The sequence below is a fragment of the Erythrobacter sp. S43 genome (assembly GCF_057364955.1).
Genome location: NZ_CP200285.1, coordinates 1,178,339 through 1,192,881, shown reverse-complemented (window position 1 = coordinate 1,192,881; position 14,543 = coordinate 1,178,339). Strand labels below are relative to the sequence as shown.

General features: G+C 59.5%; 12 protein-coding genes. 5 read left to right on the top strand and 7 right to left on the bottom strand.

Annotated features, from left to right (window positions below; genetic code table 11):
* Window positions 1-81: 81 nt before the first annotated feature.
* Together AC0V6K_RS05740 and AC0V6K_RS05735 are read right to left on the bottom strand one after the other, a co-directional pair.
* Window positions 82-276, bottom strand: a complete 195-nt coding sequence (locus tag AC0V6K_RS05740) for a DNA translocase FtsK (protein ID WP_472625479.1) — start codon at window positions 274-276, stop codon at window positions 82-84.
* The gene (locus AC0V6K_RS05735) at window positions 276-851 is read right to left on the bottom strand and encodes a thiamine phosphate synthase (RefSeq protein WP_486172579.1); all 576 of its coding nucleotides are present in this window, start codon (window positions 849-851) and stop codon (window positions 276-278) included. The genes AC0V6K_RS05740 and AC0V6K_RS05735 overlap by 1 nt, the downstream gene beginning before the upstream one ends.
* Here AC0V6K_RS05735 and AC0V6K_RS05730 point away from each other — a divergent pair.
* Entirely contained in the window at window positions 835-1,509 is a 675-nt protein-coding gene (locus tag AC0V6K_RS05730) for a YggS family pyridoxal phosphate-dependent enzyme (RefSeq protein ID WP_472625475.1), read from the top strand. The two genes, AC0V6K_RS05735 and AC0V6K_RS05730, sit on opposite strands and share 17 nt — an antisense overlap.
* A complete protein-coding gene (locus tag AC0V6K_RS05725; RefSeq protein WP_472625473.1) occupies window positions 1,506-1,961 on the top strand; it encodes a hypothetical protein in 456 nt (151 codons plus the stop codon). Before AC0V6K_RS05730 ends, AC0V6K_RS05725 begins: the two co-directional genes overlap by 4 nt.
* A gap of 167 nt (window positions 1,962-2,128) precedes the next feature.
* Here AC0V6K_RS05725 and AC0V6K_RS05720 read toward each other — a convergent pair whose 3' ends face one another.
* From AC0V6K_RS05720 to AC0V6K_RS05710, 3 genes are all read right to left on the bottom strand, one after another.
* Entirely contained in the window at window positions 2,129-4,453 is a 2,325-nt protein-coding gene (locus AC0V6K_RS05720; protein ID WP_472625472.1) for a TonB-dependent receptor, read from the bottom strand.
* A 101-nt stretch (window positions 4,454-4,554) separates the two neighbouring features.
* The gene (locus AC0V6K_RS05715) at window positions 4,555-7,314 is read right to left on the bottom strand and encodes a [protein-PII] uridylyltransferase (RefSeq protein WP_472625471.1); all 2,760 of its coding nucleotides are present in this window, start codon (window positions 7,312-7,314) and stop codon (window positions 4,555-4,557) included.
* Window positions 7,315-7,345: 31 nt separating this feature from the next.
* Entirely contained in the window at window positions 7,346-9,067 is a 1,722-nt protein-coding gene (locus tag AC0V6K_RS05710; protein WP_472625469.1) for a class I adenylate-forming enzyme family protein, read from the bottom strand.
* 182 nt (window positions 9,068-9,249) lie between these two features.
* Between AC0V6K_RS05710 and lgt the strand changes: the two genes are divergently transcribed.
* The 3 genes from lgt to AC0V6K_RS05695 all read left to right on the top strand — a co-directional run bounded on the left by lgt (window position 9,250) and on the right by AC0V6K_RS05695 (window position 12,214).
* A complete protein-coding gene (lgt, locus tag AC0V6K_RS05705) occupies window positions 9,250-10,137 on the top strand; it encodes a prolipoprotein diacylglyceryl transferase (RefSeq protein ID WP_472625467.1) in 888 nt (295 codons plus the stop codon).
* Window positions 10,041-11,723, top strand: coding sequence for a class I SAM-dependent methyltransferase (locus tag AC0V6K_RS05700; protein ID WP_472625465.1), 1,683 nt, complete (start codon window positions 10,041-10,043; stop codon window positions 11,721-11,723). Before lgt ends, AC0V6K_RS05700 begins: the two co-directional genes overlap by 97 nt.
* A gap of 65 nt (window positions 11,724-11,788) precedes the next feature.
* The gene (locus AC0V6K_RS05695; RefSeq protein ID WP_472625463.1) at window positions 11,789-12,214 is read left to right on the top strand and encodes a DUF2147 domain-containing protein; all 426 of its coding nucleotides are present in this window, start codon (window positions 11,789-11,791) and stop codon (window positions 12,212-12,214) included.
* 9 nt (window positions 12,215-12,223) lie between these two features.
* Here AC0V6K_RS05695 and AC0V6K_RS05690 read toward each other — a convergent pair whose 3' ends face one another.
* Both AC0V6K_RS05690 and AC0V6K_RS05685 read right to left on the bottom strand, forming a co-directional pair.
* Window positions 12,224-13,762 (bottom strand): ABC transporter permease/substrate-binding protein, encoded by a 1,539-nt coding sequence (locus tag AC0V6K_RS05690; protein WP_472625461.1) that lies wholly within the window; start codon window positions 13,760-13,762, stop codon window positions 12,224-12,226.
* Window positions 13,762-14,532, bottom strand: coding sequence for an ATP-binding cassette domain-containing protein (locus AC0V6K_RS05685; RefSeq protein WP_472625459.1), 771 nt, complete (start codon window positions 14,530-14,532; stop codon window positions 13,762-13,764). Before AC0V6K_RS05685 ends, AC0V6K_RS05690 begins: the two co-directional genes overlap by 1 nt.
* Window positions 14,533-14,543 lie beyond the last annotated feature (11 nt).

Below are 14,543 nucleotides of genomic sequence, written 5' to 3'. Positions count from 1 at the left end.
CTTCCTTGGAACACACCATGAATCTTTGGCGAGTCGCGGTCAAGCGGAGTGCGATGAATGGCGCATCAATTATCGGGCGGGTTAGCCGGGCGCAGGACCCACCAGGCCGTCTTTCTCCATCCGCTCAATCATGCGCGACGCGCGGTTGTAGCCAAGCTGGAATGTGCGCTGGATATCGCTCACCGAACAACGTTCTGTATCCTGAACGTGCTGACAGACGCGGAGATACAGCGCATCGTCGGGGCTTTCCGGGGTGTTGTCATTGGCAAAGACCATCAGCTTAATCCGTCAATTGCGGCCCAGCGCGGCCATCCGAGTTTATCGGCTTTGTGACTGTCCATCCCGCCCAGTGCGATAACCGGGGTGAGGGCATGCTGCGCCAGCAGCCGGAAGCGCGCTGGCCCCAGGACCTTGCCACCGGGATGAGAGCGGGTTTTGAAGACAGGAGAAAGCAGCACGGCATCCGCGCCTAAGCGATTGGCAAGGCCGATCTCGTACAGGTTGTGCGCGGTGGCGAGTTGCAGCAAGCCTGCACGGGTCGGCCAATGCGTGCGCGGTGCCCCGTAGATCCCGTCCGCGCCCCATTCGGTTGCGGTCAGAGCGCTGTCGGCAAGAATTACGGTATGCTCACACGCCTTTGCCACCCGCCGCAGCGCGCGGAATCGTTGCCAGCGTTCGGGATCGCCGAGGTGATAGTGGCGATAGATAAACCCGCTTCCGCGCGGCAGACCGTGCAAAGCTTGCTCAAGCACAGCATCGTTGCGCTCATCGGAAATGAGCCAGATATCCGGGAGGGACTGGTGCCGCGCCATCGGGCCGCTATATCGCAGCCCTATGGAAAGTGCAGACACAAATGCTTCCGCTCGTCTTGAAGACGTCAACGCCAAGATCGCGCGCATGTGCAAGGTTGCGAGGCGTGAGCGTGACGAGGTCACACTGATCGCAGTGAGCAAAACGCACCCCGCCGAGAAAATCACGCCTCTGCTCGAAGCAGGACACCGCGTGTTCGGCGAAAACCGCGTGCAGGAAGCACAAGGCAAATGGCCTACCTTGTGCGAGCAATATCCTGATTCCGAGCTGCACCTGATCGGCCAACTGCAATCGAACAAGGCCGAAGAAGCGGTGGAGCTGTTCGACTGCATCCACGCCCTCGACCGGCCGAGCCTTCTCAAAGCGCTGGCCAAGGCGATGGACAAGACGGGCAAACGCGTGCCGTGCTTTGTGCAGGTCAATATTGGCGATGAAGAGCAGAAGGGCGGTTGTCCGATTGGTGACCTGCCCGATTTTCTTGCGAAAGTGCGCGAAGCGGACATTCCCGTCGCGGGGCTGATGTGCCTGCCGCCCGCCGATATCGATCCCGCGCCGTTCTTCGCGCTGCTTTACAAACTGGCACAGGATAATGGCTTGGAGGGGCTGAGCATGGGCATGAGCGGAGATTTTGAAACCGCAGTAATGCTCGGTGCAACGCATGTTCGTGTGGGCACGGCGCTGTTTGGAGCGCGGGGGTGAGCGATGCTTTCGCCCGTTTCGAGGCGAACTGGCTGCCGCGCTTGCAGGCCGATGCGATGGTGGCGTTCCACTATGGCCCGCTGCCCGCACTGGCAGGCATTCATTCCGCGGTGGCCGACGCCTTTGTCGAGCAGCACGGAATGACACCCATCGGCTTCAATTGGGAATTGCTCGATGCCCATGCAGCGGCGGGCGAGCCGCGTTCTGCCATGGGCGAGATGATCAAGGCATTGAGCGATGACATTGCCCAGCCGGGCAAACGATGGCTGGGCGAAGCGGCCGCGACCCAATGCGCCACCGACTTTCTTACCGCTCTGGATCCCGCGACACAAACGGTCGTGTCCAACCGCTATGACGGCTTGTGGAATCCGATCAGCGGCGCACCGGTGGAATGGGGATTTGTCGGCTTCGACGATGCGCATGCCGCTTTGCTTCTGATCGCCAGCCGATAGCGCCCACGAAAAAGGGCGCCCCGTTGCCGGAGCGCCCTCTTGTTGTTGGCTAAGCTTCTCGGTCAACAGTGTTGACCGCAAGGCCGACTGGCCGCCCGCAGCGACGCGACCCTCAGGTCGCGTGAGCGAGAAATCGCACCCCGGATGGGGTGCGAAATCAATAAAGCTTAGAATTCAAAAACGGCTTCGATACCGACGTTGCGGCCGCGCGACAGCGGCGAGAAGGTGCCAGCTGCCGGGAACTGACCAAACGTCTGGTTCACGCCGTTGGACAGCGGACCGCCGAACGGGATCTGCGTGTCACCACCAACCTGCACTTCGTCGAACAGGTTGCGGCCATAGACCGAGAACGACAGGCCTTGGAGCGGCGTCTTCCATGTGACGTTCGCTTCGAGGTTGCTGATGTCCTGAACGAAACCGAAGTTGTTATCGGTATACGCAAACTCGTCGCGATACTGATAGTTCACACGGGTCAGGATTTCGCTGTTGTCGAACAGGATTTCGTGAAGGAAACCAACGCCCCAGGTGACTTCCGGAACGCGCGGCAGACGCAGCGCGAGGTCGGTATCGTCGATGACGCCGTCACCCGAAATGTCGAACAGGATCTCGTCATACTCATCGTCGATCAGGCCGATATTGGCCGTCACGATCAGCGAGTCCGAAACGCGCATGGTCGCTTCAGCTTCAAGACCATAGATGCTGGCATCTGCGGTGTTGAAGATCGACTGAGCCACACCGGCGGTAGCCGATGACTGGTTCACTTCGCGCTGCATGTCGGCGATGTCGGTGTAGTAGGCCGCGACGTTGATGGTAAAGGCACCATCAGCGGTCTGGAATTTACCACCGATCTCGTAGTTATCGACCTGCTCTTCACCGAAGAAGAAGTTGCCGGTGGTCGCGACAACCTGCTCAAACGCGTTCGCGTTGGTGATGCGGAAGTTGTAACCGCCCGAACGGAAACCACGGGTCCAGTGCGCGTAGATCTGGCTATCGCCAAATTCGTACTGAAGGCCGAGTTTCGGCGAGAGGTTTTCAAACGTCACTTCGTCGGTGAAGCCGTTATTTTCGGTCGGGATGAACGGGTTGGTGCCGGTGGTCGGGCAAGTGCCGTCAACAACCGAACACAGCGGACGCGGGCGCACATAGGTGACGGCCGCGTTCTTCGTTTCCTGGCTCCAGCGCAGACCAGCGATCACAGAGAATGTGTCGGTGAGGTAGAACTGGCCATTGGCAAACAGGCCGAGCACTTCGTGATCCTGATCACCGCCACCATAGAAAGTCAGCGGGGTAGAGACCGGGATATCGCGCACTTCGGTGTAGCGAAGGTTCTGGTCGAAGTAGAAACCGCCAACGGTCAGGTCGAAATTGTCGCCCGACACCGCGTAACGGATTTCGTTCGAAATCTGTTCCTGCTCGGTTTCCGTGCTCGAGTGGAACAAGAAGAGCTGGGTCGCGTCGATGTCAGCATCGGTCTGGCCGCTATAGGTGCGGTAGCCGAAGATGTTTGTCAGCGTACCAGGGCCGATGTCGACATCTGCAGTCAGCGATGCGGTGACGATTTCGTTGCTGTAGCTGCCGCGATTGTCGATCGCGAAGTCAAAGCTGTCGCGCTCGAAGATGCCGCGGTTCTGTGCCGCTGGTCCGTCGCCTTCGCTTTCGAAGTAGTCGACTTTACCCAGAAGGGTCAGGCCGCCAAGACGCGCTTCGAGTGCGCCGCGAAGGATGTAGGTTTCTGCTGCACCGTGGTTCGAACCATCGAACAGGTTGGTGAAGTAGCCTTCATCGTTGTTGTAATACGCGCCGAGTTTGAACAGCAGCGTGTCTTCAACAATCGGGCCAGAGACCACACCGCTGACGGTGTAGTTGGCGCCGCCACGGCCAGAATCGATCGGGCCGTCCACGGCTGCGCGGAACTTGCCTTCGAAATCGTTGGTCGGGTTACCGGTGTTGATCAGAACAGCACCGCCGGTCACGTTACGACCGAACAGAACGCCCTGCGGACCGCGCAGAATTTCAACGCTTTCAAGGTCGAAAAGGTCGAACACGACGCCGGCATTGTTGCCGAGGTAAACGCCATCGACGAACACGCCGACGGTCGGGTCAATCGACGGGATCGAGGAGTTGATGCCCAGACCACGGATCGAGAAGTTTGCCGTACCACGGCTGGTGCCGATCTGGTCGAGCGAAACGTTTGGCGCCTGGAAGGTCAGGCCCTGAACATCGCGAACCTTGAAGGCTTCAAGCGTGTCAGAGTTGAAGGCGGTGACAGCAAGCGGAACGTCCTGAACGTTCTCGGGGTCCTGCGTCTTGGTGCCAGTGACGATGATGTTGCCGAATGTGTTGAGCGAGCCACGCTCTTCATCGGTGCCGTCTTCCGCGACAGTGTCATCAGCGTCTTGAGCGTAGGCCGCCATGGGGGTTGCGGCTACGGACGAAAGCAACAGAGCGCCGAGAATTCGGGGGGCGCGCTGCGTTGCATTACGAAGTTTCATTTAAGGTTCTCCCTAACGTAAGGGAGACGCCCATTACCGATTGGTTCACGAATTGCAACCTATTATGAAACAACTGTCGATGACCGTCATACAGCGGTCGATCAGGCGTCTTCGAGCTCTTCCTGACGTGCGTCACTGGCCGCGTCTAACAGTGCCGCTTCGATCTCTTTAAGGCGCTCGGGAGCGGTCACTTTGCCGCCCATTAGGTCCGTGACGTAGAACGTATCCGCCGCGCTTTCGCCATAGGCGGTGACATGCGCCGACTGCACAATCAGGTTGGCGCGGTAGAGTTCGTGGGCCAGCCGGTTGAGCAGCGCCGGACGGTCGCGCGCAGTCACTTCGATCACGGTGAAGTGGTTGGATGCGGTGTTGTCGAAGTTCACCGACTGCTCGACATCGAAGGTACGCGCGCGGGAATGCTGCAACGGGCGTGCGGCGAGCTTCGGCACCAACTGCGCCTGCCCCAATAGCGCGTCGCGAATGCCTTTCTTGAGCCGCTCAAGCTGGCGTTCTTCGCGGAACGGCTTGCCGAGCATGTCCTGCACCAGGAAGTTGTCGATGGCATATCCGTTGTGTGCGGTGTGGATGCGTGCATCGATGATGTTTGCACCGGCCAGATGGATCCCGCCAGCGATGCGATAGAACAGGCCGGGGTGATCCGATGCGATGATGCTGACCAGCGTTGCGCCGCGTTCTTCATCCACTTCACAATGGATCGAAAGGTGTTCTTCGATCCGCTGCGCTTCTTCGTATTGGATCAGGTTCTTGGCGATGATGTCTTCGGGCTCTGCGATCCAATAGGCATCGCTCATCATCTCGCCGACTTCATCGACCAGATAGGCTTTGTCGCCGAGCACGGTGCTGGTGGACTCTTTCTTGGCGGCTACCCGTTCCTTGCGCCCATGGCGCATATGGCCAAGGCGCAGGCGTTCCTGCGCGGCGTCATAAAGCTCGCCGATCAACTGCGCTTTCCAGCTATTCCATGTGCCAGGGCCGACCGCGCGAATATCGACAATGGTCAGAATAGCGAGACTGCGCAGGCGTTCGTTGGTTTTGACCTCGCCAACAAAATCCTCGATCGTCTTCGGATCGGTCAGATCGCGTTTCTGCGCCGTGGCGCTCATCAATAGGTGTTGCAAAACCAGCCATGCGACCAGCTCGGTTTCCTGCTGATCCAGTCCGAAACGGGGGCACAATTCATGCGCGACTTCGGCGCCCAGAACAGAGTGATCGCCGCCGCGCCCCTTGGCAATGTCATGCAACAGCACCGCGACATAGATTGCGCGGCGCGAGGAGACCTTATGGATCTGCTTCGTGGCGCGCGGGTGGTCTTCTTTCAGCAAGCCACGCTCGATCTGGCTGAGCAGGCCGATGGCGCGGATCGTGTGCTCATCGACAGTGTAATGGTGGTACATGTCGAACTGCATTTGCGCGTTCACCCGGCCAAAGTCGGGAACGAAGCGCCCGAACACGCCTGCTTCATTCATCCACCGCAGCACCATTTCCGGATCGTTGCGACCGGACAGCAGATCGACGAACAGAGCATTGGCGCGCTTGTCATTGCGCACATCTGCTTTGATCAGCTTCGCATCACGGTCTGCCTGCCGCATCGTTTCCGGGTGGATTTCCAACCCTTGGGCTTCGGCGATCTGGAATATCTCGATCAGGCGAACCGGGTCCTTCTCGAACCAGTCATCGCCGGGTGCCTTGATCCGCCCGCCTTCGACGACATAGCCTTTGAGATTGCGCGGTTTGGGGTTCCAGCCCGCGAAAAACCCGCCGCGGGTGCGTTTCTTGGCGAACTCATCGTCAAGGTGGGCGAGGAACACGCCAGTCAGATTGCCGACGCGTTTGGCTTGCAGGAAATAGAACTGCATGAACCGTTCGACCGCGCTTTTGCCAGGGCGGTCGGCGTAGTTCATACGCTCTGCGACTTCGCGCTGCAGGTCAAATGTCAGGCGGTCTTCCGCGCGATCGGTGATCGTGTGCATGTGGCAACGCACCGCCAGCAGGAACCCTTCGGCGCGGCGGAAGCTGCGATATTCGGTCGGGGTCAGCAGGCCAACGCCGACCAGTTCGGATGCTGTTTCTGCGCGGTGGATAAACTTGCCGATCCAGTAGAGCGTTTGAAGATCGCGCAGGCCGCCTTTGCCGTCCTTTATGTTGGGCTCGACGACATAGCGGCTGTCACCCATCCGTTTGTGCCGACCGTTACGCTCGTCTAGCTTCTGGGCGAGGAAATCACGCTCGTTGCCTTTGACCACTTCACTCCAGAATCGGCCGCGCAGCTCCTCGTATAGCTCCTGATCACCCCAGATCATCCGCGCCTCAAGCAGCGCGGTGCGGATGGTCAGGTCTTCCTTCGCCATCTTCATGGTGTCGGCGATGGTGCGGCTGGACTGCCCGACTTTGAGGCCCAGATCCCAAAGCAGATACAGCATCGCTTCGATCACCTGCTCGCACCAGGGCGCGCGTTTCATCGGGGTGATAAAGGCGATGTCGACATCGGAATGCGGCGCCATTTCCGCGCGGCCATATCCGCCCACTGCAAGCACGGCGAGGCGTTCGGCTGCTGTGCGGTTATGCGCGGGGTGGACGTGCTCGGTAACGTAATCATGGATCAGCCGGATCAGCTGATCCATCAGGAAGGCGTGGCCATGCACGCATTCATAGCCTCCGCCGGGCTTCTCGCTAAGTCGCCGGGCAAGCTCTTCGCGCCCTTCGTCCAGAGCGGTGCGCAGCGTTTCGAGCACATGGAGGCGCGCATTCGTGCCATGCTCTTCGACCAATTCGGCAATGGTCTCAGCCAGCGCACGGCGATTGATAATCGCCCGCTGGTTGGGGACGCGCGGCGCACTCATGGTTGGAGCCTTTCCTGCGCCGCGCGCGCCATCATGTGGCTGCGAGCTTCTCGGAGTATTCCTCGCGCAGCGATTTCTTGTCGATCTTCTGCGTGCCGAGGCGCGGCAGAACTTCGGTCACAACGATGATATGCTCTTCCAGCGGGACCTTGAACGGCGCAATCCGGCTCAGCAGGAACTCGCGCAGCTGCGCAGGTGCCATTGCATCGCGGCCATTCTTCACGCGGAACACAGCTGCAGGGACTTCGCCCATACGCTCGTCCGGAATGCCGAACACCGAACATTCGGCGATGTCGTCATGCGCGTATATCGCATCTTCAACCTCGATGCAGGTGATGTTCTCACCGCCGCGGATGATGATGTCCTTCTTACGATCGACGATGAAGAGATATTCGTCTTCGTCGAGATAGCCGAGGTCACCTGTGCGGAAATACTGGTCCTTGGTGAAGGCTGCTGAGGTTGCTTCGTCGTTGTTCCAGTAACCACGGAAGTTAGCGATAGAACGGATGCAAACTTCGCCGACCTTGCCTTGCTCCAGCTTGTTGCCGTCATCATCAAGGATGGCGAGATCGACCATCGGAACACTGGCCTTACCGGTCGAACCGGGCTTGGCGAGGTAGTTCTCGTTGAAGTTGCCACAGCCGACCGCGTTGGTTTCGGTGAGGCCATAACCGAGCAGCGGGAAGCCCTTAGGAAACGCTTCTTTGATCTTGGTGACGTGCTCCACAGGACGCGGTGCACCGCCAGCCGCAAAGCTGCGGCACTCGGAAATGTCATACTTTTCGCGCGCCGGGTGGTTGGCGATTTCATAGCTCATCAGCGGCACGCCGACGAAGTATGTCACTTTCTCTTCTGCCATCAGGCGTAGCGCCTCTTCGGCGTTCCATTTCGGCATAAGCACCAGCTTGCGCGCAATCGCATAGCTTTGCAGGAACAGCGGCACTTCGCCGGTCACGTGAAACAGCGGCACGGCGACCAGCGCACATGGCTGTGCCGACACGTCTTCGCCCTGACCTTCGAGCAGGATTTTCGCCATCGCGCTTTGGCTGACATAGCTCATGACGCCGTGAACGACGCCGCGATGATCAGACCATGCGCCTTTGGAGCGGCCGGTTGAGCCTGACGTGTAGAGGATGGTGGCGGTGTCTTCCGGACCAAGCTGGCCCAGCAATCCCATAGCGACACTGCTTTCAAGACCAGCAGGCGCCGCCCAGACATTGGCAAGACCTTGAGCCGGCGGAACATCATGTTCGAACATGACCAGTGTCGATTTGTGCGGGTTGCCTTCAAGGCGCTTCGCACGGCCTGCATCGGCCAGCACCAGCTTACATTCAGCAAGGTCGATGCCGTAGGCGAGCTCGTCACCCGACCAGAAGCCATTGAGCAGCGTTACGCAGCCGCCAGCCATTGCGATGCCCATATAGGCGACGATCCAGTTGGACGAGTTGCGCGCTGCGATCCCGACGCGATCGCCCTTTTCGATCCCGTGCTGGGTTGCGAGGCCTTCAGCTACGCAAACCGCTGCGGCATAGGCTTCGCCGAAGGTCATGCGGATGTCGCCATCCACCAGGAAAGGCACATCCTTATGCTCGTTACAGAAATGCGCGAAGTAATGTGCGAGCGTCGGCGGTGCGACGGCAAAGGCAGGCATGGAGACGCCTTCGCGCTCAAAAGGCACGGTCATGAAAGGCTGACCCTCTTTGGTCAGTTCGCCGATGATGTGCTCAAGCGCAGTGTCCAACTGTGTGGGCATGCGAATTCTCTCCTTCAATTGCTCTTGCGAGCGTGACCCAAATCTATGCAATGCGCCGCGTCCAAGTCGCGACGATTCGCTTTGGGGTAGCCAAGCCCTTTTTCAGAGTCCATTGGTGTTCCAAGAGCGTCACGGCAGAACAGCCGTTATTGCATTTCATTTGCTATTAAGAGGTTGTGTTAGTGCTGTCACTACTTGCTGCAAGCGGCGAGGCTGCCAATGTGATTTATTGGTCCGATCTGGGCCTAAAGCCGGGTATTCCGCTGTTTGGCGGATTTGTTCTTCGTTTCTACTCGCTGGCTTACCTGATCGGCGTGATCTTCGCTTATTGGCATCTGTCAAAGATGCTCAAGCAGCCCGGCGCTCCAATGGCGCAGCGGCATGCGGACGACCTTTTCTTCTATTGCACGCTGGGCGTGATCCTTGGCGGGCGACTCGGTTACGCGACGTTTTACGATCAAAGCCTGTTCACCAGCTTTGACGGTGATGGCTTCATATCGTGGAAGCTGCTGCGCCTTTGGGATGGCGGTATGAGCTTCCACGGCGGCCTGCTGGGCGTGCTGGCGGCAATCGGTTGGGTCTCCATGCGCGACAAGCTCAGCTTCATGCGGGTGTGCGACTACATAGCGGTCAATGTGCCAATGGGCATGATGCTGGGACGGTTTGCCAACTTCAACAATGGCGAACTGTATGGCCGGGCAACGGATGTTTCGTGGGCAATGATCTTCCCGACCGATGCGGACCAGCTGCCACGCCACCCAAGCCAACTGTATCAAGCAGGCTTGGAGGGGCTCGCACTGCTGGTTATCCTGATGGTGCTGTTCTGGAAGACGAAGGCGCGCTATCGACCCGGCCTGCTGGTGGGCGTCTTCACCCTTGGTATGGGCTTGGCTCGCTTTGTTAACGAATTCTTCCGTGAACCCGACGCACAACTGGCTCAGTTCGCGGCAGACACCGGACTATCGATGGGGCAATGGCTGACAATTCCGCTGATTCTGACTGGATTGATTGTAATCGCTTACGCAGCGACGCGGCAGCCCGTGGGGACGGGCAGCTCTCAGCCAGCCTAAGCAAGTTCGACAGCGGCGACGCGTCTAAAGACAGTGTTTGGCGCAGCCGCCTGAAGCTAATCGAGCCGGACGGCACCGAGACACTTGTCCTGTCTGAAGAGGAAGCGCGTGCGCAAGCAGCCGCCGCTGCCGCAGAAGAAGCAGAGGCCAAGCGAGTAGCCGCGGCCAAGGCCAAGAAAGCAGCTGAGGCAAAAGCGCGGAAGACTGCCGAAGAAAAGGCAAAGCGCGAAGAAGAAATGCGCCTGAAAGCCGAGGCAAAGGCAAAAGCTGACGCCGAGAAGAAGGCTAGGGCTGAGGCCGAGAAGAAGGCAAAAACCGCGGCGGCCGCCAAAGCAAAGGCTGAAGAAAAGGCCCGCGAAGAAGCGGAAGCCAAGGCCGCTGAAGAAGCGCGCAAGGCTGCCGAAGCACTCGCGGCCAAAGAGGCCAAAGCCAAAGCGGAGGCGAAGAAAAAAGCCGAAGCCCAAGCCAAGAAAGAAGCAGAAGCGAAAGCCAAGGCAGACGCCGAAGCCAAAGAGCGCGAAGCTGCCGAAGCCCGCGCAAAAGCGGAAAATCTGGGCGTGACATTCCGCCGTTTGATCCGTGAAACCGGCCCGATCAGCCTCGCGCAATATATGGGCGAGTCCAACGCGCGATATTATGCAAGCCGCGACCCTCTGGGCGATGAAGGCGATTTCATCACCGCGCCCGAAGTCAGCCAGATGTTCGGTGAGCTGATCGGCCTGTGGTTTGCCGATCTCTGGGTAAAGATGGGCTCACGCAAGCGCATCCATTTTGTGGAGCTCGGGCCGGGGCGGGGCACATTGAGCAGCGATGCCCTGCGCGCGGCCAAGCGCTATGGCTTCGAGCCGCAGGTACACTTTGTCGAAGGATCACCAGCCCTGCGCAAATTGCAGTCCGAGGCGGTCCCTGGCGTCACCCATCATGATGACATGTCGACCCTGCCCGAGGATGCGCCGCTTCTTATCGTCGCCAATGAATTCTTCGACGCGCTGCCGATCCACCAATTGATCCGCTCTGCCAGCGGCTGGCATGAACGCTTGGTCGGGCTGGATGATGACCGGTTGGTGTTTGTCGCAGGTGACAAGCCGATGGATGCGGTGGTGCCCAAAAGCTGGAAGAGCGCCTCGCAAGGCACGATGATCGAAACCAGCGCTGCCGCCTCGGCGCAAATAGCCGAGATCGCTTCGCGTCTAAAGAAGCAGGGCGGGGCTGCGCTTATCATCGATTATGGCCCGTTCGAATTGCGCGCCGGTTCAACCCTTCAGGCGCTGAAAGGCCACAAGAAGGTCGATCCGTTGAATCACCCGGGCGAGGCCGATTTGACCGCCCATGTTGATTTCGAGATGCTGGGTGATGTCGCCAAAGCAAACGGTGCCAATCTAATGGGGGTGCGGATGCAGGGGGAATGGCTGGAGAACATGGGTATCGCGCTGCGCCACGAGGCATTGCTGCGCAAGTCACCCGACAAGGCCGATCAGCTGAAGCGCCAATACAACCGCCTGACCGCCGATAATCAAATGGGCACTTTGTTCAAAGTGATGGGTCTTGGTGCTCCGCGTTGGCCGGATGGCGCCGGCTTTAGCTGAGGCGCTGTAACTATTGGCCTTTCCATGTCGAATACCTGGTCAGAGACATGTCACGGAGAGACCTTTTGCGAAGCCCCCGATTGTTTGCGGCGCTGGCCGCAGTCACCGCCGCCGCTGCAACGCCTGCCGCCGCAGCCCCTTCAATCGATGGGCGCTGGGTCACGCAGGATAAGGATGCGGTTGTTGTTATCTCCAAGTGCGGAGCAACGACTTGCGGCCGGATTGCGCGCTTTCTGGTTCCCCCGCCTGACGGCCCTGACCAACGTGACATTTATAATCCGAACGCTCGGCTGAAGAAACGCAAGCTGCGAGGTCTCGCTGTTCTCACCAACTTCAAGGAAGAGAAGACGCTGTGGCGGGGGCAAATTTATGACCCCAAGAGTGGCAAGACTTATCGGTCCGTGATCCGTCGCAAGAGCGCCAATGTGCTTGAAGTGAAGGGGTGTATTGGCCCGTTCTGTCAGACACAGCTCTGGCGCAAGGCTCGCTGATCGCGCGTTCTACAGCCCGATTTTGTCGGCAAGGTTGCGCGCCGCTTCTTCTGGGCTGACCTTGCGTTCGCCCTCGCGATCGACCGAGAAGTTTGCCTCACGCATCACCTTGACATTGATCGCGCCGATCAGTGGTTTGAGCGCGTCGACGACAGCATCGTCTTGCGACAGCCGAGGTGAGAGCATCAGCATCGCATCGTAGCTGGGCAGCGCCTCTTGCGGGTCTTCGAGGATCACCAGCTTGTCTGCGGCAATGCGCCCGTCTGACGTGTAGGCGCTGATCACATCGGCTTCGCCCGATTGCAGCGCGTTGTACATGAATGTCGGCGAGAAGTTGCGGGTTTCACCCACGCGCAATCCGTATGCGTCGCGCACCGAAATCCACTCGGGCCGTTCAAAGAACTCGGGATCCCCACCAATCGTGAGACTGGGCGCAACGGGCGCGAGATCGGTAAGCGATGTTACGCCCAATTCCGAAGCTCTGTCGGCGCGCATGGCGAAGCCGTATGCGTTCTCGAAACCAAGACGACCAAGCACCAACGTGCCCGAATTTTCGCGCTCCCACTCGACTATGGTGTTGAACATCGCCTCGCGCCCGGGATTGTCGGTGCGCTTCAACTCATTGGTCCATACTGTGCCAGTGTAGTCGACCGAGATGTCGATGCTCGACGATGCGACCGCACCGTGCAGCACCGCTGAACCAAGGCCGGTGCGGTATTCAACCGAATAGCCCGCTGCTTCGAGCCGCTGACCGATCAGGTTCGCAAGGATGATGCTTTCAGAGAACTGCTTGGAGCCTATGACGATGGTGTCTTCGTCGCTTCCCTTCATTTGCGAGAACAGCGCTCCGCCGAGCAACAGCGCGACCGCTGCCATCCCTGCGCCCCATTGCAAGCGCGAACGGTTGGCGAGACCCCTCTCCACCAGCCCCAGCAGCATATCGACTGTGAGAGCGAGCGCAGCGCTGGCAAAGCATCCGGCGAGTACCAGTGCCCAGTTCTGTGTTTGCAATCCGGCGAAGATCGGATCGCCAAGGCTTGGCTGACCAATTGTGGTTGAGAGCGTCGCCGCGCCAATCGTCCACACGCTCGCGGTGCGGATACCGGCCATGATGAAAGGCGCAGAGAGCGGTGCTTCGACCAGACGCAGCTTCTGCCAACCGGTCATGCCCACGCCATCAGCAGCCTCGAGCACGCCGGGATCGAGATTGGCCTGCGCTGTCACGGCGTTTCGCAGGATCGGAAGCAGCGCGTAGAGCGCGAGTGCGAGCAGGGCCGGCAAGAAGCCCAGCGTTGGCAATCCTTCGCCAAACACGGCGCGTAAACTGAGCAAGATCGGGAAGAACAGCGCAAGGAGCGCGAGCGCCGGAATGGTCTGCACAAGGCTGGCAAACCCGAGCGCAATGCGTGCGACGGTGGGCGAACGGCTGGCCCAAACGGCGAGGGGCAGCGCGACAAGAATCCCAAGCCCGATGGCGCTGGCTGCCAGCACGATATGGGCCGCGAGCTTATCGCCCAGCCCGAAGAGGATTTCCCAGAAACCCTCCATCAGGCTTTTCCTTCCATCGCCGCCAGCTTTTCTGCCTGCTGGCGCGGTACAGAAACGAGGCCCTGCGCAATTTCTCCGCCTTCGCCCGCGAGCAATTGCGCTGGCGTGCAGTCCGCAACAATCTGGCCTGCATCCATCACTAGGACACGGTCCGCAAGCAGCAGTGCCTCGGCCATGTCATGGGTGACCATCACAGTGGTGAGGCCCAGCTTGTCGTGCAATTCACGCACTTTTTCGCCCAGCGCATCGCGGGTGATCGGATCAAGCGCGCCAAACGGTTCGTCCATCAGCAGCAGCTCGGGTTTGTTCGCAAGCGCCCTCGCGACACCGACACGCTGACGCTGACCGCCCGAAAGCTCATCGGGCATGCGGCTGGCCATATCGGGTTCCAGCTCGACCAATTCGAGCAGTTCCGCGATCCGGCTTTCGGGGAGTGTTTCTCCGCCCAAGCGCGGGCCGATGGCGATGTTCTCTCCAACACGGAAATGAGGGAACAGACCGATGCCCTGAAAAACATATCCGATCCGCCGCCTCAGTTGCGCGGGGTCCTGTTCGGTCACATCCTCGCCGCCAAACATCACGCGCCCGCTGCTGGGCACGGAAAGCGTGTTGACCATTTTCAGGAGGGTTGATTTGCCCGAACCTGATGCGCCGACAAGCGCCACGAAGCTGCGCTCTGCAATCTGGCAATCGACACCGCCAAGCGCGACGACTTCGCCATAATGGCGGGTCACCGCCTCGAAATTGAGAATGGGGTCTGCGGCTGGCATTGATCCGGGGT